A 22,476-nucleotide genomic window follows, 5' to 3' on the forward strand; every position below is an offset into this window, starting at 1 on the left:
TCACCCCTTCATTCCAAGTCGCTGTAGACTCCGTGCCAACCGCTCTTTGCCATTGTTGTACATATCCATGTCCGCCTTGTCTTCCAGAACGACTGTATCCGTGGACAAGTCAATATGGTTCGTTACCTGAGCGGCAGGCGCTGGAGCTTGTTCGGGTTTGAGTGTAAGTTTTGGAACCTCCAGCAATCGGAATAGATTGTTGAGCTGGTGTCGGTTGAAGATGGCTTCCTCGCCATGTACAACGGCCTGCATAGGCTGTCCAGGAGCACCCGGAACCACGCCGCCCACATCGAAACTATCCATCTTGCCTGTATCCTTATCGATTTTGTATAGATCACGTATCGCCTGATTGCGTTGAGACAGTCGCTGCATCTCAGTTTTGTTCCCTGCGGCCTTGGCTGCGTTATATGCATCCTTGTTTGCGTTGTACTCCTGTAAATCTAGCGCCTGCTGCGAGTTTCCAGTCAGATTGGATACAGAGGACATCTTAGACTGATATTGGCTTACAAAGGTATCTAGGTCCGTTAGGATTTGGTCATTAGCTTCTTTGCTCGCGTTGACTCGGAAATCTTGAACAGCACTCTCGATCAATTTGACGTCATTCCCATGTTCCTCAAAAGCTTGGGCCAATGCATCATAACGGGCTTCCGTTGCTGTTTTTTCGTCATCAAACGCCTTTTCTTGTTCGGATTTCTCATCCTCAAGCTTGTCTTTCTGATCTTCCAGATCCCTTTTCCGCAAGTCGCGCGAATGCTCAAGCTGCATACGTTCAATCTCAGCTATCAGGTCATTCCGTTCTTTGATTCCTTCCGGACTCACTGCCGTACTGAGCAGATCCACCCGCGCCCGCTTCTTCGCAAGCTCCGTTTCATAATCCGCATCGTTGTTCGCTTCCTGCTCCTTCTTAATCAGATCATCAATGGCTTTGATCTTTTCATTCTGAGCATCAACAAACGCCTTTTTGCGCGCATCAATAGCCGCTAGTTCGGCCTTCTTGGCATCATTAACAGCGGTCTTCTGCTTTTTGAGCAGCGTTTCAGTTTCCTTTTGTGTTTGCTGAAGCAACGCTTTACGGGTTTGATATACCTGTTCGTCAGCCTGCTTGTAAAGTTCGGAATCCTTTTTGTATCGGTCCCGAACACGCGTCCATGCCTCCAACTTCATCTTTAAAATCTCTTGCTCTGTTTTCCCGGAATCATCCATGCGGCGTTCTTCTTTGGTGATCCATTCGGATGAGGCTTGGTATTGTTTTCGTTCCTCAGCTTCAAGCTGCCGCGTTAGTTCCTTTTTGGATTGGTACACCTGTTCATCGGCCTTTTTGTATTGCTCCGAATCTTTTTTGTATCGATCCCGGACACGCGTCCATGCACTTAGCTTAGCCGTAGCCATTTGGACTTCCGTTTTTCCCGACTCTTCCATTCGGCGCTGATCTTTATCGATCCATTCCGCGGAAAATTCATACCGGGATTTGACACTATCCTCCTGAAGACGTTTGATCTGTAGATTCAAGGTCCGCTGATCCTCTACCGTCTCTTTCAGATGCTGTTTGTGCTTTGAAGCAACCTTGTTGTACGCATCAATCTGTTTTTCAGCAGACCAATCATACATATCGGCCTGGTACCGTACCGTAGCCATTTCGGCGTCAAAGGCTTTCTTCCTAGCTTCTGCAGCAAGTTCAGCATCGGATTTCCCTTTCTTCTCCTTCTTAGCTTTGGCCGTTTTGGCTTTCTTTTCTTTCTCAGGTTTGGACAAGTCAATGCCGCCGCCAGACACTGGTTTGAAGGCCTCGCCCGATGTTAGTGAATCCTTTGCTCGTTGAACCTCCAATAGATTCTGAGTAGCAATATTCTGTTTGTCATAGAGTCCTGTAAGTTGTTCGTCCACTCCGCCGTTAGCGAAGTTCTCGAACGTAGGGTTTGCGCTCACCCCGCCGATACCCGTGACCTTATTTTTGAACATCGGATTTGTGTTGTTGGCCTTACTGACGGCGCTCATTGCACGGGCCAGCGCTTCAAAGTTCTTTATCTGAGCTTCCACTGATGCTTTGTTGGCCTTTGCCATCGCTTCCAGGTGTGTCAGGTAGGCGTTGGCTGCTTTGGCCGACATATCAATGAAACTGCGTTCTGCGCTGATATGGTCCTCAATGATGTCGATATTCTTAATCGTGATCCGTCCGGATTCATCTTGCAGAGCGTTCAAATCTGGATATTGCTTCTTCAGTTGCTCCGTGGTGTTGATCAATTCCTGCTTTTGCGATGCATCCAACGTCTGAGCTGAAGATAATTCTTTGTATTTGGCCGTTAGCTTTTCCATCGCTTCGACCTTTTGGTACTTGGCCGCCAAATCAGTAATTTCGGCATCTTTCATTTTCAACAATGCCGGTACTGATTCATCAATCGTATCTTTCATTTGCTCCAGCTTGAGCTGCGCTTGCTCCACGCCATCAAAGCCCATATCTCGCAGCTTCTGATCCATTTCCGCGAGTTGATCGTTTATTTCAAACAACTCGTTTACCAATTGCGGCGTTCCCAAACCTTCAGATTGCAAAGTTTCGATTTCATTTAATCGTTCTTGGAGTACAGCGCGTTCCTCCAAAACAACGTTTAATTTTTCTGTTCGGTCTTGCAAATCCTGAACCTCTTGAACCGTTCTAGTCAAAGGGCTTTTCCCAAGCGCTTGGTTAACTTCTTCTTGAGCCTGTGCGAATTGTTGAGCTGAAACAACCGCCTCATCTGTTTTCCCTCTGAAATAAGCTGTAGCCGCCGCAACTGCACCAATAGCAAGTGATGCAGCAAGCAATGGTGGAAATGCTACCTGAAGAGCAATCAACGCTGTGCGTAGGGCATACACAGCCACCGTTCCGCCTGCCACAATGGACGACATAGCCACAAACGCTACAATGGCATTCTGTGTGCTTGGACTCAAATTATTGAACGACAACATCAATCCCGTAACCAGGTCCGTTACTTGTCTAACTGTTGGCGCGAATTTGTCACCAATCGTTATCGCTACAGCTTCCATGGCCGATTTGAATTCCTCGATAGATCCTTTCAAGGTATCCATCTGTGTCTTGGCAAGTTGATCGGCAGCGCCACCGGAATTTTCAAGCTCTTCAGTGAACGACTCCAATTGTGATTGCCCTGTGCTGATCAGGGTAAGGAAACCGGATGCTGCTTCTGTGCCTGCAATAGATGCTGCCACCTGGGCTTGTTGGGATTGGGTCAGCTTTTTAAATGATGTCTCGAATTGACCGATGATGTTTGCAAACGGAAGGATATTCCCCGCCGCATCCTTCGTGGTTACGCCGAGTTTATCCATATAGAATTGTGCTTCTTTGGTTGGCGTAGCCAGACGCAATAGCATCGCCCTGAGCTGCGTACCTGCCATCTCACCTTGGATACCCGCATTGGACAACTCGCCAACCGATGCCGCAGCCTCTTCAATGGACATACCAAGTGAAGCGGCAATAGGAGCCACATATTTCATCGCATAGCCCAATTGCTCAATATTCGTATTACTTGAGGTCATGGCTTTAGCCAGAACGTCCACTACGCTTGATGTTTGATCAGCCGATAGCCTAAATCCGGTGAGGATGTTGGAAGCAATGTCGGCCGTGCGGGCAATCTCCATCTGTCCCGCCGCCGCAAGCGACAGCACGCCCGGCATGGCTTCCATGATCTCCTTGGTTTTAAAACCGGCCATCGCCAAGAACGACTGTGCTTCTGCGGCTTGGCTAGAGGTGAACACGGTAGTTGCTCCGAGCTCGATAGCTTGTTGCCTTAATAATTCAAATTCCTTCGCCGTGGCTTGGCTAATGGCCTTAACCTTTGCCATAGCCTGCTCGAACTGCGCGGACATATCTACTGAACTTTTAATCATTAGACCAACCGCTGCCGCATAAGCAACATAAGCAGCACCCACACCGTGGATCTCTTTGACTAAATCACTTGCAGAGGTTCCGGCCTGCTCAAACTGAATATCCATGCCTCCAATGGCCTCAGTCGTTGATTCGATAGCTTCTCCTTGCTCTTTGATTTGCTCAAAGATACTACCAATCTGTTCCGAGCTTGCACCCATCGCCTGCAATTGTGATTCCAAGTTTTTGAGCTGCTTTTCAAGAACTTCCGGTTTGGCCGCGAGGAGTTCAGTTTTAATTTTACGGATCTCTTTTGAATCCACGCCAACATCCCGTAGCGACTTGGATACGGATCTGAAATCTTGGTTGAATTTCTTGGACTCATCCGTCATGCTGCGCATGTCCTGCTTGGCTTCGTTCATCCCTTTTTTAAATCCGTCCGCATCTAGCTCCAGCTTAGCCTGGATACCGCCGACCGTTTCATTAACCGCCATGATTCCTCCCTCCTATCCGTTCGCGTAAGGCACGCAGCGCATGAGCGTCAAACTCATCTTTGTTTTCCTGTTGTTCCTGCAACGGCCACCCCAGCATTTCAACCAGCCCTTTGAAGCTTTCTTCTGTCATGTTCGGACCCATTGCAATGTGCAACTGCGCCATTCGATCCTCCGCAATCTTTTGGGTCTGCCGGAATAAAAGCATAGGCAAGTCTAAAACCTCGTACTGATCTCTCAGTACTTGCGGCGTCACCCCAAGCAACAACGATGCCTCCAACATCCAGTTTGTTAAGGTGAGTTCTTCTTGGCTACGCCTTGCATTTTTTGCATGACCGACTGGATTGCGGCGCGGTACTTTTTTGCAGCTTCCTCCAGGTTGTTCTTTTCAATCGTGTATTTTAAAAAGTCATGTAATTGAACCAGGTCCGCTTCCCTCACTTCGTCCTCGCTCGCATCTGAAAGGACCGCAATCAAGGATATCGCTTCTTCCATCGCCAATAAGCTGCCAACCATTAATGTAGGCAGAAACATTTCAGTATTACGTGCAGATACGGCATTTGCGATAAGCTGAGGCAACGTCTCAACTCGCTCCATCATAGACAACCACTTGCCCACACTCAGGCGTGGGATTTCGACACGCTTGTCCCCAAAAAAAACATGGTCCGGCGTTCCTGCAACGTTCTCTTTTTTAAATTTATTGAACATAGGGTCCTCCTTAAATGACAAAAGCGGAGCCATTGGCCCCGCTTCGTCTTATGTGGTATTAGGCTACGTCTGGGTCACCAAACTCAATTACGTCACCGTCTTGATTCGGAAAACCTTTGAACGTAACATTGGTAATCAACTCGTTATCGTAATCGAACGTGTAGTTCAGATTCGCACGAGGCGCGGCCATAGGCAGTGTAATATAATCCTCCGGTGTTGTTCCTTCTGCCAGTGGAATCAGTGTCATTTTCTTCGCGTACTTCAGCAGATCAATGACCTTGGTTGCATTGACCACCACTTTTCTTTTTGTAGGGTCTGTTGCATCTACGACCAATCGGGAACCCGGCAGGACTGCCAACAACTTATCCAAGTCGTATTCACCAAAAGGCACCGCAACACTAGCGTTACGCCCTGTAATAATCTCTTTCAACGGCGTTGTTCCCGTCTGATCCATCGTCACTTCCCGGGACCCTTCCTCGTACGTGAGGACCACGCCGCCTTTGGTTGTTCCAAATTCAACTTGATCGGAACCCTCACCAAACACAACCTTACATGGTCCAAGTTTGATTTTTTCTGCATTTACTCCTGCCATTAGGATTGACCCTCTTTCACGGTAGATTTTGTTTCTTTAACTTCCTTGCCGTACCCCAATTCAATCATCTTCGCCGCCGATTCATTAGTCAGTTCGACAGTATCACCAGCAGTTTTGTAATCCGGGTTATCTTTCGTGCCTACATTGACCTGAATGTCTCTTTTCGTCAGCTCCACCTTCTTCATCCCATCACCACCAATGTAAAGTTTAGAGAATACAAAAGCCGATCGTTTTCGTCCCTGCCCACATAGAGCGGATTCGATTGATCGGCCGTGCATTCTCGTATTAAGCTGTCACCGGCATAAAACTCCCGGCGTTGATGCAAATGGTCATACAGTTCATAGGCGTGCTGTTCAATTCGTACCGCCTCTTTTTCTGGGCCTCTCACCAAGATCTGCATGGAAGGCTGTTTCCTTGGCGACCACTCGGACGCTGGATACCCGCCAGTCAGACGTATCCAAGCTGCTGCATCTGGAGATCCAGTCGGAAATTCATTGGCATAATACCTGAAAGGCTTCTCGGATTGCAGCATGTCCGCCAGTTGCTTGGGTTTTAGCATTACAAATGCATCTCCTTCTTCACTTCATCCGCGATGATCTTCAAAAACCGTCTGGATCTCGCCTTTAACGGACGCTCCAGAAACTTAGGGCCCGTCCCTGGTGTTGTCGGATCGAAGTCGGCAACCTCATGAAGAAAAAGAGCATAGTTAAACTGGTGTCCCGATTTCGTTGCCCGAGTAGCTGAATACGATAGTGTTGCGGTGATTCGAAGTCCTGACTTTGTTTCAACTTCGACTCGTTGCGAACGCCGCAGTACCCCTCCCTTTCCCTTTGGTGCCAATCCGTGGGATTCATCACCCAATTCATCCACTGCTAGCAAAACACCGCGCTGGGCCGCTGCAACCGCCCTGTCATTCAGCAAATCCAACTGCTTTAGAAAAGCACTTGCGTTGATTTCTATGCTCATAAGTGGACCACCGTCATCATGAACTGTCCTTCCAAGTTTCGCGGCACCTTGTAGGAGATGATTTTCTTGGTCTTCTCCGTGCCTGCTGGTTCAGTGAATGTGACTTCATCACCGTATCCAACCGAAACTATTCCTGGCATACGAATATGGACAGAACTGGTTACTTCCTGCCCATTCTCGCCTATAACCCGCTGTGTTGCGAATGTAACCCTCGCCCGGAACGCTTCCGGCTGATCTCCTGAAGATCCTCCTGCCCACGGATCACTGCCGTCCGGCTTGCGCTTGATTTTGACAACATCCCTATACATCATCCCAACCTCCAAACGTGACGGTCACAGAGCGCTTGAATGGCTGGAGGCAAGTCGGTTTCTCGCTCAGCCTTATCGAACGTTGCTGTGTACTCGCCATCGATCCGTTCAGACAATTTGCCCCACTGGCCTGTGTGCATCATTTTGGCAAGCATCAGACAGGCCATTTCCAGCGTGTTTGGTAGTGTGGATGGGTTAGAGTCTGGATTATCACTTGGAAGCTCGTAGCCGCCAACGTAGGAGGCCAAAATCTTATATTCACCCCTAGGCCATCCCTCAGACCTGAACAATATTCCATCATCTAGTTCTGTATACCCGACTACTGGCCCATGTGGACCTGTTATTTCAGTGATTTCATGGATCGGGAAATTCCGAAGGGACAGATGTTTGGATTCTGTGCCGGTACGGCGCTCTGTGTATGTGCCTTTTGCGAACTTTCGTCTACAATGGCTCTCAATGGCATCAGAAGCAGCAAGCAAGGCGAAATTTAATTCATCGTCCTGGCTGTTATCTGCGTCAGGGATATAGAGCATCTTTTTTAATCTACTGACGGTTGCCAGCATGACTATTCCTTGTCTGCCTTACTATTGGTTTTGGATTCAAATTCTGCCGGATCAGGATTTTTATCATCCGGTTTCACCGTCACTTCATCATCCAACGTCTTCCCTGAATCATCATCCGTAACAGGTTCGCCAAGATATCCGAATTCTTTGAGATACTCAGCCCGATCCTGATCATCTGTCTCATACTCCGACCCAACCGGATATTTCTTCTTTGTCTCTTTATCCCTAAAAACCTCTAAAACGGGATATTTCAAAATTTTTGCAGTTGCTTTAGCCATTATTTTTCCCTCCCAGAAAAGAATAAAAGGCGGTTATCCCGCCTTAAACGATTGCCGAAACGTCAAGTTGACCAAATACAGCCGCACCCGAATCCCAAGTCTTGATGTCTTGGCGCATGATAGCTCTCAGGTCGGTTGTATCACGGGTAAAGGCGCTGCCGCCCTCTTTAGTACTTGCAAGCTCATAAAACTTGCGAGAGTACAACACTAGGAGCTGTTTCAGGTCTCCGACAATAAACGGAGCTGTTCCGCCTGCTGTATCCCCTGGAAGCATTCTGTTCGAAGCTACGACAACCTGACGGCCTTTGAACAGCTTTTTCCCTGGCTGTGTAATGTCATCAACCAACAGGTATCGCCCATTAGCATCCTTCTGTTCGTCCAACCAAGCAAAGCCATGTTGATTCGTCAGAATAATGCTGCGTTCGCTGATGGCCGGATCAAGACCAAGATTTATTACTCGTTTTACTGCATCCAAATCCGCAAGTGGTTTTTTAGCCAGCTTGTTCAGTTCTGTCATAATCAGCGAGTTCCGAGTTGCCACAGCCTTTTTACCAATCCACGTACTGATGTAACTGATAATATTTTGATCCGAATCGGCCAGCAGTTCGTTTGTTAAAGGGAGAATGCCGCCGCGTTTCGTTACCGCGTATTTCAATGGGATGAACTGAGGTGTGTCAGATTCCGGAATTACCCCATATTCCTCAATCAATGGGAATGGTACATATTCGGCATCTTTTTCGATTACACGGGAGCCGGAAAGTGTAGCAACATCTTCAACAGTGATGTATTGACTCAAATCAATAAACTGACGGGAAACTGTGTTGATTCGAGTTTGGATGTCCTGCGGAATGATTAGTGAAGCATCCCCGGTTGCCTGACCGGACGCCCCGCCCTCATGCATAACAGTTCTGCGCTCATATTCAGTGATAATGCTGCGTTCTTCTGAACTGACATCACGGCGTCTTACACCTTTCATGAAAACACTGCGGTATTCTTGTTCAAGCTCAGCATCTTCGCGTTTGGTCAGATTGTTCGGTTCGCCCAGAGGCTGACCGCCGTTATTACCGTAATCGCGTGTTTCGTCTTCCTCCAACTCCCGCAATACATTAGCTTTCTCTTGCATTTTACGAACTTCTGCCATTTCGTTATTCGCTTCCGCTGTCTTATCTTGTGAAACCATGGTACGAATTTCTTGTTTCTTTTGTTCAATTGCGTCTAAAAGAGCGCGAAGTTCTTTTCTCAAATGGATCACCTCATGAATTATTTGGTCAAACAAAAAACTGGCCTTTAAATCAGGTCCAGTTCCATCAAGATATTTTCTTTTTCAGCATTCAAGCCTGCGCGAGCTTCTTCAGCCTTGAAGTCTTCCAAGGATCGAGCTGTTACCTCATTGCTTGGATATGCCGGGAAAGCAACAGGGCTGATCTCAAACAAATCGGCATTTAAGATGCTGCGCTTGTAGACCTTTGTTCCATCATCGCGTTTTTCGCTGGACCATTTATCCTTGGTCACTTTCATTCCAAATGACATCCCGTCCACGTCACCACGTTGTATTAACGCCCAAGCGTCGTTCCCCACGGTTGTATCCGGGATATCCAACTCAAAACGCAGTTCAGTTGAACCATCATTCAGACGCAATGTGCCCGACTTGGTATTCCCAAGCACTTGGGAAGTATCATGACTCCACAAGCCTACAACCCCACGATTTTTGATACTGTCCGTGAATGCACCGGACGCAATCTGTTCAACGAATGTATCTCCGTACCAATCTCGCATCTCATTGGAATCAGTATCGTATTTGATTGAACCGGTTATGGTCCGTTTGCCGTTTTCTTCATCAGCGCGAATTTCAAGCGCTACCGGGAGAGCTCTTGTCTCCTTTGTCGGCTTTGGCATCGTCTTTTCCAGTTCCTTCACCCCCTTTCTTATACTGAATGCCTGCATTTTCGAGTGGGATCACATTGCCGTTAGCGTACAATCTGTTTCCCCCTGGCATCGGTGGCAAGTTTTCTTTTGCCCTCGCCTCATCAGGAGACATAATGCTACCTTTAACAGCTTTGTCCAAAGCGTCCATCCGCGTTTTGAAGTCAGCACGCAGCACAGCATCCACATTGAAGCGCACAAAATACCCATCATCGATTTCACGGTCCAAAAATAGCTTCCGTGTAATCTCCTGTTCATACGTGGTCAAGATTGGCAACATGGTATCCGTATAAAATTGCTGTTGTTGCTGCTCGTTATTGCTGTGCGTGGACCGATCCAGATCATTTAGCTGATGCATCTTAATTCCAAAAGCCGCAGCCAGCTGCCGAATGGTCAGTTCCGTATTTTCGAGAAATTGGGCATCCGTCATGCTCATGCTGATCGGCGTAAATTGATACCCGAATGGCAACAGCGACACCCGATGACTGTTTTTCAAACCTGATGACATGGATTCGAACTGTTCTCGGAAAACTTTTTTTGCTGGTTCGTCTAAACTGCCCGTGTATTGAATCAAACCTTTGGTCTGAAGGCCATTTTTGTAGAAGTTATTAATGAATTTCCCGGCTGAAGCTGCGTTCTCTACCGTACCTTTCAAGTACTCCATGGTTGGCACCCCAACAAGCCCATCCAGGGTGACGTTTCCTAAGAAGTGGAGCATCTCATGTGCTGGGATCTTCCTCAATTCTCCACCCACATTAACTTGGTACCATAACCTGGTCCGAGTGTTCAGTAAACCAATGTCATCAATAATCACGGTCACCTTTTCCCTATCCAAGGGCCATAGGGCAACAACCCTGCCTGTTCGTTGATCAAATTCAATATTGGCATAGGCATTCCCAAAGGCTCGCGAAGCTTCCAGCGCCTTGAAAAAGTTGATGGAAGACATTAACGGGTTAGGTTGCAGCTTAAGTAGCGGATACAGGTAATGCTTCGTACCTTTTGTAATGTCATTTTCATCCGATTGGTATATCTTTAGTGGCAGTTTTGCCACAGTTTCGGATAATATTTTGATGCATGTGTAAACTGTTTCAATCTTCATAGCGCCTTTTCCGCGCACATTAACCCCGGCCGAATCAATTCCAAGCATCTCCAGAAATTTTCGGTCATTCAATCCAACTTCGGTCGGCACGCTACGTTGTTCGAGCACTTTCCTGAAGAACATTTATCAATCACCCCCTGTCCGGCGCGGTGGTAATCTAGCCATAAAAGCCACAAGGACACCCGCAACCAAACAAAATGCTCCGGTGCAGTATAGCCCCGCCGTAACGCTGATCCGATAAGTTGCCAGGTTGATAAGAAACACACCCAGCAACAACAAATAATCCTCCGCAAAGTCGCGCAGAAACGTTACGATTCTATTCAATTTCCATCACCCCACAGTTGTTTCAACATATCTTCGTTCGCAAACTCAGAAACATCCATTTTCGGTTCAGCGAAAATCGCCCGGACGTGCGCATCAATGGTTGCCGCTACCGGATCTATCCGATTGGTGGACTTCGCTTTGTCCAGCAATACGTTTTCCTTTTGGTCAACCTTTAAAACTGCATTACTCATTGCCCAGGTCAACAACTGATCCTTCTCGTGAACAATTTTCTTTTGAAGGACTAATTCTCTGAATCCTTTGATTGGCTCAGACAACGTTTGTATCCCTTGCCGGATCTCCACAATCTCATAACCACGATCGGACATCTGAATAGCAAACTGCGTGGCTTGGTATGGGTCATAACATATTTCCTTAATCGCGCAGGCCCATTCCTCAGACGCTTTAACGATCCAATTTTCAATATATGTTTGATCCACAACGGGTCCAGGAATTACTTCAAGCCATCCCTTTTTGATCCAAAGATCATAAGGGACTTTATCGGTTTTTTTCTTGCGTTCCAGCGTGTCGCCAGGAATGAAAGAACGTTGCCTAACAAGAAATCGTCCATCTGGAAGCTGGAATTCAAAGACTGCGGATGAAAGGTCTGTTTTCATTGACATATCCACACCAACATATGCTTCTAAACCTTTAGCATCAACAGTTTCATTTGTTCCACAAGCAGCCCATGCATCCATTCGCATGTATTTTTTCTCGCCGCCATTGACCCAAATATTCATGTTTTTGGTCAAGAAGTCGTTCATTTTCTCTGGAGCATTTAAAGCGTTTTTCAACCTTTTTCGAATGCTCGCCCTGCCCACTTCATGGGATGCTGCTATAGGATTGGCTTTTTCCCATACCTTTTCATCTGCGATGTCATCAATCACATTTCCGTCTTCGTCTTTGTCCAGCTCATTTACCATCGCAAAATAGTCATCGTTCTCGGTGCCCTCATCGTTCGGGTCCAGGAGACGAGAAACCATTTCGTATTCGATCCGGTAACATGGACTGTTCAAGTTCTCTCCGGCCGTTGTGATGATCATCATCAATGGCTGAGTACGTGAGATCATCCCTGAGTCAATAACGTCATACATTTCGGTCGTTTCATGGGCATGATATTCATCCACGATACCGCATTGTGGGTTGTAGCCATCACCCTTTTTGCCGTCCTCTTTACTGAGTGGCTTCATGATAGATTCACTCTTAGGATGACGAATGACCCCATAAGTGGTTTTGAACTTGGTTCGTAGCTCTGGACACCGTTCAATCATGACCTTGGTTTCGTTCCAAACAATCTTGGCCTGATCTTTCTTTGTAGCAGCGCAATAAACCTCAGCCATTCCTTCGCCCATAGCCGCTGTTTCGTAGGAAGCTACAACGCCCAAGGATTGGGATTTGGCATTTTTACGCCCGACCTGCCAATATGCGTATCTGAAACGGCGATACCCTGTGTCCACATGAACCCATCCGTAAATGTTTCCGAATATAAAATACTGGATATCGTGTGGAACAATCCTTTGCCCTTGAAGCGGCCCTTTTGTATGCCGGAAGAGGTTCATCCACTCGAAGAATCGCATGGCCTTGTCTTCATCGAAAACGTAAGGGAAATCAGGTGTGTTCTCCCGACCAATGTCCTTTATAAATCGCATACACGCCCATATGTGCTTCTGACACGCTACGACATGCCCGTCAATTACATCTCGGGAATAGTCGATCAAATATTGCTTGATCACTACACATCCCCGAACCTTTCATCAAATTCTGTTGGCCCCTTTTCCTCTTTCTTCGGCACAACCAGTTTGCATCTCGAAGAAATCGTGAGACCCAAGTCACTCGCAGCTTGACGGCACTGTTTGAAAAACTTGTCCTGGTTAAGCGTAAGGTCTGCGTAAATACTACTAAATATCTCTACCGTTTTTGTACCTGGAATCAACTCTCCGTCCACGCTGTCATCTTCCGATTGTTCATACTGCACAATTGGGCTTCGATTCAGCAGCTCGTTTGTAACCTGAAGGTAGAGCTTACGGGAAATCAGATAACGGCATAGGGCATCCACATCCAGATTGGACATGATTCCGATGGCAATCAACTCATCAGAAATCTTCTTGAAATCTCGGCGCAAATCTTTTGGCAAATATGATGGTGCTCGTATTTTATCGGATGGTGCTTTTATCTCGGCGGACTTCCGTTCCTCAATTTCTTGCTTGGTCAGATTCTTCTGTCCCTTGTACAGCAATAAGTCAATCGGTTGACGCGGCCTCGCCATGACACCCCCTCCCTTCTGTTTTTCTGGAAGCTAAATCCAGCGCCAACCCTAATTCCGAAATTTCATTTAGGGAATTTTTTTTACACGAGACGCCCCAGCCGGTTTTTCACCCCGCCCTACGAAATTTCTGACACCCCCCTGCCCCCTTTTGGTTTCGTTCAGGCATTTGCCTTCATTTTTATTAGATGGCTTAGAAGGGCATTTCTGCCCGTCTGATGACGTGTGCATTATTTCAATCCATTCAGAATGAGTCTGCTTTCTGCAACTCGCTTTTCCCACTCGTCGCTCAGCTTGTCGCCTCTCAATTTGGCGTTGTAATCTTGCCATAGTCTGAAGGCGTGGAACGCTGGATGATGCAGCGGGTGCTTCGGATTCATGTCAGCAGTGTATTCTCTCAGTTCCCTGTTTAAAGCAGCTGAGAAGATTGCCCATTTATCTGCATCCAGGTTTTTCTGTTGCTTATCAAACTCTTTGGTCAATTCGCTATAGTATCGCTTGATCATTGGCCCACCTCCATTCACGGCCTTACATCGTTGCCAAAGCCGCCGTCCTTGGTCACGGTCTTGATGTCATGGCATCTCTTGCATAACGCTTGCCAGTTGCTTGAATCCCAGAACAATGTGTCATCGCCTTTGTGTGGTGTGATGTGATCGACCACAGTAGCCGGCGTGCCTTGTCCTTGCGACTCACACTCCACACATATAGGATGCTTACGCAAGTATCCTTCTCTGGCCTTACGCCACTGCCCGTTGTATCCACGCTGTGTGGATGTGCCTCGCCTCTGGTCTATCTCTCTTGCTCGCTCTCGCTTATGTGTTGGACAGTATGCCTCACTCGATAGCTCAGGACAACCAGGATGATTACATGGCCGCTTGAGTTTAATCGGCATCAGGATCTGATCCGTCTATGAGTCTGCACATGCCTTTGATAAATCTTCTTATGGTTGTCTCAATGTCTGGCACGCCTGAGTTAAACACGATATCCTGCACACCGATGTGGTACTCGCTTGTTACTTCTCCTTGCGGCAATATCAGTGTAGCTTCGACTCTACATCCTTTTAATTCCACAGCCGCTTGACCATCGTCCGAATAGAATGATGAATGATTGTTCCTCACAGAGTGAATCACTATTGGCAGTTGTTCTTGCACGAGTGGAGTCCCTGGCTTAACTTTGCCCGTTGGTACAACCGACCCGGCACATCTCCGACAACGTGCGCCATCATCAAACGTTCTCATTAGCCATCCGCAATCAATACATGCTACTTCATGTTTGTATCCAACCATATTGAATCACCCTTTCTTGCAGACTGGCATCATGCAAACCTGCTTACTCCCTGCCCACGATCCCCAAACGCAGCCTCTGCATTGCTCAGGCTGTAGCTTGGATACGATAGGGACGGCTGGTATCTTTCGTATTCCTTTGTTGATCATGACTAATCTCTCGCCTCATCTGCCAGTTGCTTGGCATTTGCCTTCATGTAATCACTTACGGCAATATACCCTTCAGTGTTTGCACGCTCAGGGAATCCCCGGAACTTCACCCGCTCTGGATACGCACGCAACACCTTCTCACGGTTATCCTTATCAACTTCAACGGTTATGCACCAGCCGAACGTTTGAAGGATCATATTTGTCCACCAGAGCATCCCACTCTTTCTGAACTCGTCCCATGTTCTTTCACCTTCAGGCTCTTGGCCTTCTTGTAATGCGCTCACTGTCATTCCTCCTTATCTTCCTCAATGAGTTATTCATATCTATATATTTTGCATAACTGGAACACCGTCAATTTCCTTAGATATACCAAGGGTTTATCTCGCTTTCAGAAAACGAGTTATACACTGTGTTTTTATGAATAACTCATAGGCCGCCAAAGCGATTCATAGCTGAATCCATCATGTCCTGATCCATTCCGATATAACGGAACGTGATGGCCTCTGACGCATGGTTAAGCAGCTTACGCACTAATGTAATATCCTTGGTTTTCTGATACATGTGATAGCCGAATGTCTTCCTCATGGTGTGTGTGCCGATATCCTTCAGCTTAAATTCTTCGGCAGCTTCATTCATGATCTTGTATGCCATGTCCCGTTTGATCGGCTTGTTCTTCCCTTGCCTGGATGGAAACAGATAATCATCGTCATTAAGGTTAGCGGTATACTCTTTCAGTTCCCGTCTCAATACCGGGTTGACTTGCAGCCACCGCTTCTTGCCTGTCTTCATCTCGATCATGACTATATGCTCACCCATCACATCGCGCTTGCGAACCTTCAACATGTCTTGTATTCGGTATCCGGTATTGATCCCAAACACGAACATCATTCGGTTTCGCTTGCTCTTGGCTCCAAAGAACTCCTTTATTTCCTCGATCATGGCTGGGTCACGGATCGGCTGAACAATGTTCACCAGCCATCACCTCCCTGTTAAAAAAGAAAAGAGCCATCCGGTAACCCTCCGAATGACTCTCAAAGACTATCAAGAAAATTTTATCCGGCCTTGTTGGGACTCGAACCCACCGTTTCCTGAAAGGCCATAAAATAATCCGTATTTATATAACCGCCCGGATGGAGCGGGTTTAGGGAATCTAACCCTATCCCCACACTGCACCCTTGACGATCCACGTCTAAGGACACAAGGTCCCACAGCACAGTCGAGTCCTAGCGCGATAACGGGCACTAGGCACACCGGAAGGATTCAATTCCCTTCTATGTGCCTAGTGTATAACTGATCAACCGTCACTTTGGCGTCAATCCGCCGTCACATCACCGTCAATCTACCGTCACTTTTTCCGACGATGCCGCAAAGCTTCAAGTGTTCGGCGATTGTGTCCACTCCACGCCCTATTCTGCGGTCAATCGTCTTTTCACTTCTACGGTGCTTATCCCAGAAACGATCTATTGTGCTGGAGTATTTGAGTCCCTTCATATAACGGTGTTCAAAAATTAGTTGCACTTCATCATCTATGATCAAACCAAAAGCAACGTCGATTTCATCAACCAGAAGGCCCCAATCGTTCAAGCGCTCCTGCTGCTTCGGTGTTAATTCAGGTCTGCTTCTCAATTCAGTTACGATCCGGCTCAACTTGGGATAACGTTTCAGCAACAACTTAACCTCGTTCCGTTCATCCTTCGTTATGCTCTCGTAAAATTCCATTTGGTACACCGCAGCCCCCATATATGGCCCCTTTCCTAAATATCAAATGCTACTTGTCCCACAGGAGCGTCTTCCTCTGTAGCCTCTCTGATCAACCCTTCTTCAAGCCAACGAGCTGGCGCTTCCTTCTTATAATTATCCCAAACATGCGTTCCCTCTTCAAGCTTTTGATATTTGTTCTGTTCAACTGCCTCAGCGGTCCATACCCACGATGTTTTAGCTATAACCATCTTGCTCACGCCTGACCACCTACTTTCTGCCGGCGCATCTCATCAACCTGGAATTTTACACATCTCGCTTTATAATGATCGGCTTCGCGCCGGAATAAGTCCCGCTCACATGACAACTGGAGGTTAACATCAGTGATTTCTTGCAGAGCCTGGTCTTTCTCTTTCAGCAATTCAATCAGATCCGAAACATTCGCTCCTTCTAATGCGTCCAAGTGGGCTGCTACACGGTTGTTCATTCCACCACCAACTTCCCTATATCTCGAAGCTCCGGTTTACTCTTAGCCTTTGTAAAGCTGTTGAGATATGCGATCTTTTTCATAGAACGTTTCATTTCTTCCTTTGCGATCCGTTTTTCCATAGATGATAGATCATGGCTGAAGGCTTTATATAGCCTGTTTTGTGCTCTTAACCCCTCGAACAGTGATGATTGAATTGCAATGGCATCATCATAAGTTAATCCGAATTGTCTCATGCTTCTTCCTCCCCAGGCTTATTAATGGGCGACCAGTGCGTTACATCTTTGAGCAAATTACTGCCTACTCCGATCCAATCGTAATGCTTACCTGGAAAGAAGCTTTTAGAACGTTCCGCAATCGTTGCACCTCTATGCTTGTCATAAACCAAATGTGGTACATGACTCGGGATACTCCGGTCCGTCTCTTCGTATTTACGCCAAGGTATCATTCTGTATCCGCTCCTTCCCCACCCAATTTCACCATGCGTCCAGTGGAGTCAACTACCGTATCAGGCGTTCCGTAACCACGTTCAGTAGCCATTAAAGCCCGTTCCTGTAACGCCTCTTTGGACAATGGTTCGTACCATTCGGAGAACATCACTCGCTTCTCGCCTACGTAGAAATTGTGTGTCACGACTTTACTCATGCTTATCCGCTCCTTCCTCAACCAACTCGAAGTCCTGCAAAACTAAATTTCCGTCCATATCCAAGCAACCCACATATACTTCTCTACCTTGACTATCTGTCGCAAAGTATTCTTCTGTTTCCTCATACAAATCCGCTGTCAGTTCATCACCCTCTTTTACCTCGTACAACAAATTTGTTCCGCTGAACGCTTGGAAGGGATCTGTGCATCTCACCTTGATCTGTTTCATTGTTCCGCTCCTTCCTTGGGAGCCCACTCATCAAGACCCATGATGATATATCCCTCTTTCACAAATGCCGGTTCGTCTAAAATGTATGTGACTCGTTTGCAAATGCCTGATCCAGTCCATTCATCTTTTACAACGTCCCATTCAAGCAGTACCAGCATGTCACCCACTTGATAGTTACGATCGTTGCGGCGCACCTCAAAGTTTTTCGTCCCTTTCCACAATGGTCTGAAGTATTGCGGCCACACTTTCAGTTCGTGTTTGTTAGACATCTTGTATATCCTCCTATTTGGGGAGACCGACCAACACCTGATACGGCCCCCGTTTCACTGGGTTTATTCGTTCGTCTCGATGGCCTGACGGCCTAATTATCATTCAGTCTGTCGTATATCCACTCCATCGTCACGTACAGTAACTTGATAAGATCAGAACCAAAGTTTTCGTATAAACATGGGATTTCTTCATTAGCCGACTCCTCCAGTTCAAACAATTGGATGCACCAGTCATCGTCTGCCGTATAAATACCAAGTTGATGATACCTACGAATCACCTCAAGTAATCCGCCAATTGTAGCCCGTTCGCGTAATTCGCCCAGTTCACATTCCAGATCTACTGCCAACTTCTTTTGATCATCTGTATACAACAGACTCAAATCCAATGGGTTTAATTTTTGAAGCACGTCTATCCCTCCTATGTTATAAGTCCAGTACAGCCAATAACGCGGTTTAAATTCCAAAGCACTCTTGCAATATCAGATCATGTTTCTTGCTTTCCTGTCGGAAGTAATCTGTGTCTCTGCCCTTTTCAGTCAATACATAAGCCCAATATGGTGGATATACTTCATCTTCAGACGGGATGTTGAAGCACTTCAGTTCAACCATGCCCTTATCCCGTAAAGAATGGACAATCTTGCGCATTTGATACTTGCTAACCTTATTCCAAGAAGCCAAGTGAGCTATGTTAATCGCACCACCCGTTGGGTCCATGATGCTCAGAGCGAAATGCACAAACTTGGCATACACTTTTTCCTCCGTGACTTTTGGTGTTTGTGTCATCTATATATCCTCCCTAACCTGATCCATGAGTGATTGCCATGTTTCTTCCTGCATCATCCGTTTGGTTTCTTGTAGCGCTCGGATAACCACGTCAATCGATTCTACCTTGTCAAAAGTCATGCGAACCGGGGTCAATGCTGGCGGCGCCACGACTACTTCATTCTTTCGGCGTTCTCCAATCGGCCCCGGGTCTTTGGGTTGGAAAACAACCACACCGCAGGGATAATCCAGTTGGAGCAATCCCGGCGAAACGTTGATGTCACCTGTTCCGAATTCAATTTGCGTTTGACCTTCATGTTTAATAATTGGCATGTTATATATCCTCCTTAGTAGGGAGAGGCCCAAGCCTCAACCAAATGTTTGTATTTTGCAGGAATTTACGTCCTCTCTGCCGAAACTGCTTTTATCAGGAGGGATGTCAGTGATTGAGTTAAATCATGATGATGCATTAAAACTGTTGGAGCGTGTCCAAGATATTATTAATAAATCCGGTAAAACGGAGTTCGATAAGGCTTTGTCGTTTAATCTGATCATGCACTCTTTCGATAAGGCCTTACACAAACCCGAGGAACCAAAAATTCTTGCATTTGAGGTAACAGGTGATTTTGGGATAAGAGAAATTGTTTTTGCCACATCCAAATCTAAGGCTAAAAGCAATTCCGACGCTTATGCTGATGGTAAAGCTTTTTGCGATCTGAAGACCAAGCGCCGTCCGGACTTGGATCAATATGCAGAAACGGGATTGCCAGATGACATCCAAGCGCCTTAGGGTGCTTTTTTTATTCTGTCACTCTTGGTTCCCCTCTCCTTCCTGACCCACCAAAGCCAGTGCTTCACGTGCAATCCGTCCAGGGTTAATCCGTCGTGTGGTCCACACTTCCAATCCCTGCTCATCAAACGTACATGCCCATTCGCCCATTGAAATTGCATTCAGTGCGTAATGCGCCTCTTCAAGCTCCTTGCGGAGCCGCAACAACTCCGCATTTTCGGTATCTTCTCTTTCATAGTCGTCCCAAGCAGCCATTAAATCAGAATGATCAGATGTTTCATATATCGTTACATACGCCTGCTTCTCTATACGGGCAAAAACTACACGTTCATTTTCCTCTGATCCGTAGGAAGCAACTAGGTCTTTCATTGCATCAAGTTGTTCCTCGTATTCTTGAGCTGCTTTATCGTATTCCGTGATACACATCAGACCGTCCCGTTGGCACCACACCATATATAGTTCTGTTGAAGGTTTCAGTGCCGCCAACGCTTGTTTGATTTCTTCCTGCTTACTCATGACTGTTCTTCCTCTCCAAAACTCGTTTGTGTGAACATGCTGCCTTTAGTTAAGTTGTGACTTTCCTCGTTGTTGTCGATCAAGGTTAGGCTTTGGTCTGTCTCATGGATAACCGGGTACAACTCGCCTGCGGTGAAATATCTACATGGGGCAATACATTTTAGGTAGCGCATGGTATATCCCTCCTTGGTTAGAGGCCGTAGCCTCAATAAATTAAGCGTTGTATGGAATCTCGATTACTTCCGCTTCACAATCTTCATCCGACATCATATCTAGCTGCCGCGAACTGTATCCTATTTCACGCAGAAGCTTGCGATTATCGGTTTCAGTAACTGTGACCTGTACAAAGTCAGCTTCGAATTCTTCCACATCTACTTGGCGTGTAGCTGGTTCCGTTCTATGTTGTAGACTTACCTTGCCTGGAATTTCACCGACTAATGTCCACAATGCTGGAGCAAAGCTTTGTCTGTTTTGATAGATTTGACCAAGTTTACGTTGATTCATGTGTTATCTCTCCTTTGGTGGGCCTAGACCCTTTTCTTTGTATCCTCGTCCGTACAATATCTGCATGATGCCTAAGTGCATGGCATCTGCGTCTCCTGTTTCTTCATACTGTTTTGCGATCTGTTTTAGGCGTTCTCCGATGTCTGAAATGATTCGTAAATAGATTTCTTGTTTGCTCATCGGCCTGTACCTACCGGATCCTCTTCATACAGATGATTCCAAACCAATTGGTAGCCGTTTGTGAGTCCTTTAATTTTTGTCTCGTAAAACTCTCCGATCTCGTCCGCATCTTCTAACCACGGGTATTCTTTCATATCTATCTTCCATTGATGATGAATGAGATCGTCTAATTCCTTGCTGTAAATGAGTTTTTGCGGCTTTGCTCCGTATCTCAGGGCCAACTCTTCATTGTCGGCTTCAGCCTGCTTGACGGCCTCGTACAGCGCCATGCGAGCCTTGATGGTAAATGTGCCTTGTCCGTACTCAAGAACCTTTCCTGAGCGCATCCGCCCCGCCTTGTTGCGCGGATCTTTGTACATCTCGATCATTAGGTTACGCAGATCAACGTACGGTTGTAGCCATGGATGAGACTTTGCGAACTCTTGCGAACTCTTGTCAATCTTGACCACCGGGCAGATGATGCAGCCTGTACGTGCGCCGCATGGATCGTCTGTCTTCTCATCTGCTCCAGCTTTACGTTGCCGCAATCCACATTCTCCAGTTGCATCCTTGTAGAGCTGGCCCAATTCCTCAGCATCGCCCCATGACATGCCTTCACGGACCAAGTAGCTCCATACATCGTCCAAGGTAAAGTTCACGATCGGCATTAGCTCAGTATTACTGCGGTACTCCGATTCTTGCCGGGCTTCTATGTTACGCCGCCGTTCTGCTGACTCCGACAACCGGACTCCGGTCAATGTAAGCACTGGGCTGATATCCTTGTGCGCCTTCTGGCTCGGCTCAATCTTGAGTCGTTCCGTGCACCAGCGGTTCATCCGCGACTTTGGCAGCGGGTATCCTCGGCCAATCGTGAGATACATGAAACTCTTCTCGAGCATCGATTGGACCTCCACGATCTCAATCGGCAGTCCTTCACGCTCCACCAGCGCCTTAATCTTCGCCAGCTCCGATTGCTTGAGAGGATCAGTCACGAAGTCCAGTCCAGTATTTGCTGTAGTCAGGTACACCGTCCGCGTCAGCAATGCCGGGTTGTTGCGCTTGAGCATCAACATAGCTTTGACTAGTAAATCAAACGCCACGGTGCTATCCTTGCCGCCGCTGTATGCTGCAACCCATGCGCCCGGTTCGCTCTCATCCGTGTATGCCGACAGGATCGCCGCTATAGCTGCTGTTGATTTCATTTTGTAATCATCCACTGTGTGTCTTGTCTCCCTTCCTCTGTTATCCCAAATTATTTATTCCATACTGCCGGCACTGGTTTTCTAGGTCCTACAGTGAGGTATTCACTTAATGCTTGTATCTGCTTGCCTACTGGACATTCGTTTATGCAAACCCTCTCTAATTTCGAAGTGTTGTTACCGTTGCGCTTATTCATTTGGATCCTGGTTTCGCATGGGTCGCAATACGTGACCGTTTGAATATCGATTTGTTCCAGCGCTTCGGCTCTGCTCATAGGTCCCTCGGTCTTGATCTTACGGCCTAGAAGATGTGTCAAATCTGACTTGTCTTGAGGGGTTTGCTTTTGATCAGGTCGCATTGTAGCCGCTTCTTCTGGAGACATTCCAGAGTACACCCTGCGTTGGAATAGTCTGTAT

Annotated in this window: 38 protein-coding genes; 1 reads left to right on the plus strand and 37 read right to left on the minus strand. The window is 46.9% G+C overall.

Annotated elements, in window-relative coordinates; genetic code table 11:
- From MKY95_RS23135 to MKY95_RS23290, 32 genes are all read right to left on the minus strand, one after another.
- The gene (locus MKY95_RS23135) at positions 1-4,350 is read right to left on the minus strand and encodes a phage tail tape measure protein (protein ID WP_339194564.1); all 4,350 of its coding nucleotides are present in this window, start codon (positions 4,348-4,350) and stop codon (positions 1-3) included.
- The gene (locus MKY95_RS23140; protein WP_339194567.1) at positions 4,340-4,612 is read right to left on the minus strand and encodes a hypothetical protein; all 273 of its coding nucleotides are present in this window, start codon (positions 4,610-4,612) and stop codon (positions 4,340-4,342) included. Before MKY95_RS23140 ends, MKY95_RS23135 begins: the two co-directional genes overlap by 11 nt.
- Before the next feature lie 26 nt (positions 4,613-4,638).
- A complete protein-coding gene (locus tag MKY95_RS23145; RefSeq protein ID WP_339194569.1) occupies positions 4,639-5,055 on the minus strand; it encodes a hypothetical protein in 417 nt (138 codons plus the stop codon).
- 58 nt (positions 5,056-5,113) lie between these two features.
- The gene (locus tag MKY95_RS23150; RefSeq protein WP_339194572.1) at positions 5,114-5,647 is read right to left on the minus strand and encodes a hypothetical protein; all 534 of its coding nucleotides are present in this window, start codon (positions 5,645-5,647) and stop codon (positions 5,114-5,116) included.
- Complete coding sequence (locus tag MKY95_RS23155) at positions 5,647-5,832, minus strand: hypothetical protein (RefSeq protein ID WP_339194575.1); 186 nt, start codon at positions 5,830-5,832, stop codon at positions 5,647-5,649. Before MKY95_RS23155 ends, MKY95_RS23150 begins: the two co-directional genes overlap by 1 nt.
- A complete protein-coding gene (locus tag MKY95_RS23160; RefSeq protein ID WP_339194578.1) occupies positions 5,829-6,206 on the minus strand; it encodes a minor capsid protein in 378 nt (125 codons plus the stop codon). Before MKY95_RS23160 ends, MKY95_RS23155 begins: the two co-directional genes overlap by 4 nt.
- Complete coding sequence (locus MKY95_RS23165; RefSeq protein ID WP_339194580.1) at positions 6,206-6,613, minus strand: hypothetical protein; 408 nt, start codon at positions 6,611-6,613, stop codon at positions 6,206-6,208. The genes MKY95_RS23160 and MKY95_RS23165 overlap by 1 nt, the downstream gene beginning before the upstream one ends.
- Positions 6,610-6,924, minus strand: coding sequence for a hypothetical protein (locus tag MKY95_RS23170; RefSeq protein WP_339194582.1), 315 nt, complete (start codon positions 6,922-6,924; stop codon positions 6,610-6,612). Before MKY95_RS23170 ends, MKY95_RS23165 begins: the two co-directional genes overlap by 4 nt.
- On the minus strand, positions 6,921-7,454 hold the full coding sequence (locus MKY95_RS23175; protein WP_339194585.1) for a phage gp6-like head-tail connector protein: 534 nt from the start codon (positions 7,452-7,454) through the stop codon (positions 6,921-6,923). The genes MKY95_RS23170 and MKY95_RS23175 overlap by 4 nt, the downstream gene beginning before the upstream one ends.
- Before the next feature lie 32 nt (positions 7,455-7,486).
- Positions 7,487-7,762, minus strand: coding sequence for a hypothetical protein (locus MKY95_RS23180; RefSeq protein ID WP_339194587.1), 276 nt, complete (start codon positions 7,760-7,762; stop codon positions 7,487-7,489).
- A gap of 43 nt (positions 7,763-7,805) precedes the next feature.
- Positions 7,806-9,014 carry a phage major capsid protein gene (locus tag MKY95_RS23185; RefSeq protein WP_339200030.1) on the minus strand — a complete coding sequence of 403 codons (1,209 nt, stop codon included), beginning with the start codon at positions 9,012-9,014 and terminating at the stop codon, positions 7,806-7,808.
- Between the two features lie 35 nt (positions 9,015-9,049).
- Positions 9,050-9,658: an HK97 family phage prohead protease gene (locus MKY95_RS23190; RefSeq protein WP_339194589.1), complete on the minus strand. Its 609-nt coding sequence runs from the start codon at positions 9,656-9,658 to the stop codon at positions 9,050-9,052.
- Complete coding sequence (locus tag MKY95_RS23195) at positions 9,612-10,907, minus strand: phage portal protein (protein ID WP_339194592.1); 1,296 nt, start codon at positions 10,905-10,907, stop codon at positions 9,612-9,614. Before MKY95_RS23195 ends, MKY95_RS23190 begins: the two co-directional genes overlap by 47 nt.
- 3 nt (positions 10,908-10,910) lie before the next feature.
- Positions 10,911-11,108, minus strand: coding sequence for a hypothetical protein (locus MKY95_RS23200; protein WP_339194595.1), 198 nt, complete (start codon positions 11,106-11,108; stop codon positions 10,911-10,913).
- A complete protein-coding gene (locus MKY95_RS23205) occupies positions 11,105-12,838 on the minus strand; it encodes a terminase TerL endonuclease subunit (RefSeq protein ID WP_339194597.1) in 1,734 nt (577 codons plus the stop codon). The genes MKY95_RS23200 and MKY95_RS23205 overlap by 4 nt, the downstream gene beginning before the upstream one ends.
- Positions 12,838-13,371, minus strand: coding sequence for a phage terminase small subunit P27 family (locus MKY95_RS23210; protein WP_339194600.1), 534 nt, complete (start codon positions 13,369-13,371; stop codon positions 12,838-12,840). Before MKY95_RS23210 ends, MKY95_RS23205 begins: the two co-directional genes overlap by 1 nt.
- A 227-nt stretch (positions 13,372-13,598) precedes the next feature.
- On the minus strand, positions 13,599-13,874 hold the full coding sequence (locus tag MKY95_RS23215; RefSeq protein WP_339194603.1) for a hypothetical protein: 276 nt from the start codon (positions 13,872-13,874) through the stop codon (positions 13,599-13,601).
- Positions 13,875-13,888: 14 nt separating this feature from the next.
- A complete protein-coding gene (locus MKY95_RS23220) occupies positions 13,889-14,260 on the minus strand; it encodes an HNH endonuclease signature motif containing protein (protein WP_339194606.1) in 372 nt (123 codons plus the stop codon).
- Complete coding sequence (locus MKY95_RS23225) at positions 14,250-14,606, minus strand: hypothetical protein (RefSeq protein ID WP_339194608.1); 357 nt, start codon at positions 14,604-14,606, stop codon at positions 14,250-14,252. Before MKY95_RS23225 ends, MKY95_RS23220 begins: the two co-directional genes overlap by 11 nt.
- A 197-nt stretch (positions 14,607-14,803) precedes the next feature.
- Positions 14,804-15,085: a hypothetical protein gene (locus tag MKY95_RS23230; RefSeq protein ID WP_339194610.1), complete on the minus strand. Its 282-nt coding sequence runs from the start codon at positions 15,083-15,085 to the stop codon at positions 14,804-14,806.
- 142 nt (positions 15,086-15,227) lie between these two features.
- Entirely contained in the window at positions 15,228-15,773 is a 546-nt protein-coding gene (locus MKY95_RS23235) for a site-specific integrase (protein ID WP_110893689.1), read from the minus strand.
- Between the two features lie 351 nt (positions 15,774-16,124).
- The gene (locus MKY95_RS23240) at positions 16,125-16,541 is read right to left on the minus strand and encodes a hypothetical protein (protein WP_339194618.1); all 417 of its coding nucleotides are present in this window, start codon (positions 16,539-16,541) and stop codon (positions 16,125-16,127) included.
- 14 nt (positions 16,542-16,555) lie between these two features.
- Positions 16,556-16,759, minus strand: a complete 204-nt coding sequence (locus MKY95_RS23245; protein ID WP_339194620.1) for a hypothetical protein — start codon at positions 16,757-16,759, stop codon at positions 16,556-16,558.
- The gene (locus tag MKY95_RS23250) at positions 16,756-16,986 is read right to left on the minus strand and encodes a hypothetical protein (protein ID WP_339194623.1); all 231 of its coding nucleotides are present in this window, start codon (positions 16,984-16,986) and stop codon (positions 16,756-16,758) included. Before MKY95_RS23250 ends, MKY95_RS23245 begins: the two co-directional genes overlap by 4 nt.
- Positions 16,983-17,222, minus strand: a complete 240-nt coding sequence (locus MKY95_RS23255) for a hypothetical protein (protein WP_339194625.1) — start codon at positions 17,220-17,222, stop codon at positions 16,983-16,985. The genes MKY95_RS23250 and MKY95_RS23255 overlap by 4 nt, the downstream gene beginning before the upstream one ends.
- Positions 17,219-17,434, minus strand: a complete 216-nt coding sequence (locus tag MKY95_RS23260; RefSeq protein WP_339194627.1) for a hypothetical protein — start codon at positions 17,432-17,434, stop codon at positions 17,219-17,221. The genes MKY95_RS23255 and MKY95_RS23260 overlap by 4 nt, the downstream gene beginning before the upstream one ends.
- The gene (locus MKY95_RS23265; protein WP_339194631.1) at positions 17,431-17,631 is read right to left on the minus strand and encodes a hypothetical protein; all 201 of its coding nucleotides are present in this window, start codon (positions 17,629-17,631) and stop codon (positions 17,431-17,433) included. Before MKY95_RS23265 ends, MKY95_RS23260 begins: the two co-directional genes overlap by 4 nt.
- A complete protein-coding gene (locus tag MKY95_RS23270; RefSeq protein ID WP_339194634.1) occupies positions 17,624-17,860 on the minus strand; it encodes a hypothetical protein in 237 nt (78 codons plus the stop codon). Before MKY95_RS23270 ends, MKY95_RS23265 begins: the two co-directional genes overlap by 8 nt.
- Positions 17,857-18,129: a DUF3850 domain-containing protein gene (locus MKY95_RS23275; RefSeq protein WP_339194636.1), complete on the minus strand. Its 273-nt coding sequence runs from the start codon at positions 18,127-18,129 to the stop codon at positions 17,857-17,859. The genes MKY95_RS23270 and MKY95_RS23275 overlap by 4 nt, the downstream gene beginning before the upstream one ends.
- Before the next feature lie 92 nt (positions 18,130-18,221).
- On the minus strand, positions 18,222-18,536 hold the full coding sequence (locus MKY95_RS23280) for a hypothetical protein (protein WP_339194638.1): 315 nt from the start codon (positions 18,534-18,536) through the stop codon (positions 18,222-18,224).
- Between the two features lie 46 nt (positions 18,537-18,582).
- Positions 18,583-18,912: a hypothetical protein gene (locus tag MKY95_RS23285; protein ID WP_339194640.1), complete on the minus strand. Its 330-nt coding sequence runs from the start codon at positions 18,910-18,912 to the stop codon at positions 18,583-18,585.
- Positions 18,913-19,224 (minus strand): hypothetical protein, encoded by a 312-nt coding sequence (locus tag MKY95_RS23290; protein ID WP_339194643.1) that lies wholly within the window; start codon positions 19,222-19,224, stop codon positions 18,913-18,915.
- A gap of 109 nt (positions 19,225-19,333) precedes the next feature.
- Here MKY95_RS23290 and MKY95_RS23295 point away from each other — a divergent pair, with 109 nt between their 5' ends.
- Positions 19,334-19,681: a hypothetical protein gene (locus MKY95_RS23295; protein WP_339194646.1), complete on the plus strand. Its 348-nt coding sequence runs from the start codon at positions 19,334-19,336 to the stop codon at positions 19,679-19,681.
- Between the two features lie 18 nt (positions 19,682-19,699).
- On the opposite strand, the gene MKY95_RS23300 is transcribed toward MKY95_RS23295, so the two are convergent.
- From MKY95_RS23300 to MKY95_RS23320, 5 genes are read right to left on the minus strand one after another with little or no spacing between them, the layout of a single operon-like run.
- On the minus strand, positions 19,700-20,197 hold the full coding sequence (locus MKY95_RS23300; RefSeq protein ID WP_339194648.1) for a hypothetical protein: 498 nt from the start codon (positions 20,195-20,197) through the stop codon (positions 19,700-19,702).
- A complete protein-coding gene (locus MKY95_RS23305) occupies positions 20,194-20,370 on the minus strand; it encodes a hypothetical protein (protein WP_339194651.1) in 177 nt (58 codons plus the stop codon). The genes MKY95_RS23300 and MKY95_RS23305 overlap by 4 nt, the downstream gene beginning before the upstream one ends.
- A gap of 40 nt (positions 20,371-20,410) precedes the next feature.
- Entirely contained in the window at positions 20,411-20,701 is a 291-nt protein-coding gene (locus MKY95_RS23310) for a hypothetical protein (RefSeq protein WP_339194654.1), read from the minus strand.
- A 3-nt stretch (positions 20,702-20,704) separates the two neighbouring features.
- Positions 20,705-20,881, minus strand: coding sequence for a hypothetical protein (locus tag MKY95_RS23315; protein WP_339194656.1), 177 nt, complete (start codon positions 20,879-20,881; stop codon positions 20,705-20,707).
- Positions 20,878-22,077: a phosphoadenosine phosphosulfate reductase family protein gene (locus MKY95_RS23320; RefSeq protein ID WP_339194659.1), complete on the minus strand. Its 1,200-nt coding sequence runs from the start codon at positions 22,075-22,077 to the stop codon at positions 20,878-20,880. The genes MKY95_RS23315 and MKY95_RS23320 overlap by 4 nt, the downstream gene beginning before the upstream one ends.
- Positions 22,078-22,476 lie beyond the last annotated feature (399 nt).

Origin of the sequence: Paenibacillus sp. FSL P4-0176 (assembly GCF_037975265.1) — a bacterium.
Classification (GTDB): domain Bacteria; phylum Bacillota; class Bacilli; order Paenibacillales; family Paenibacillaceae; genus Paenibacillus; species Paenibacillus amylolyticus.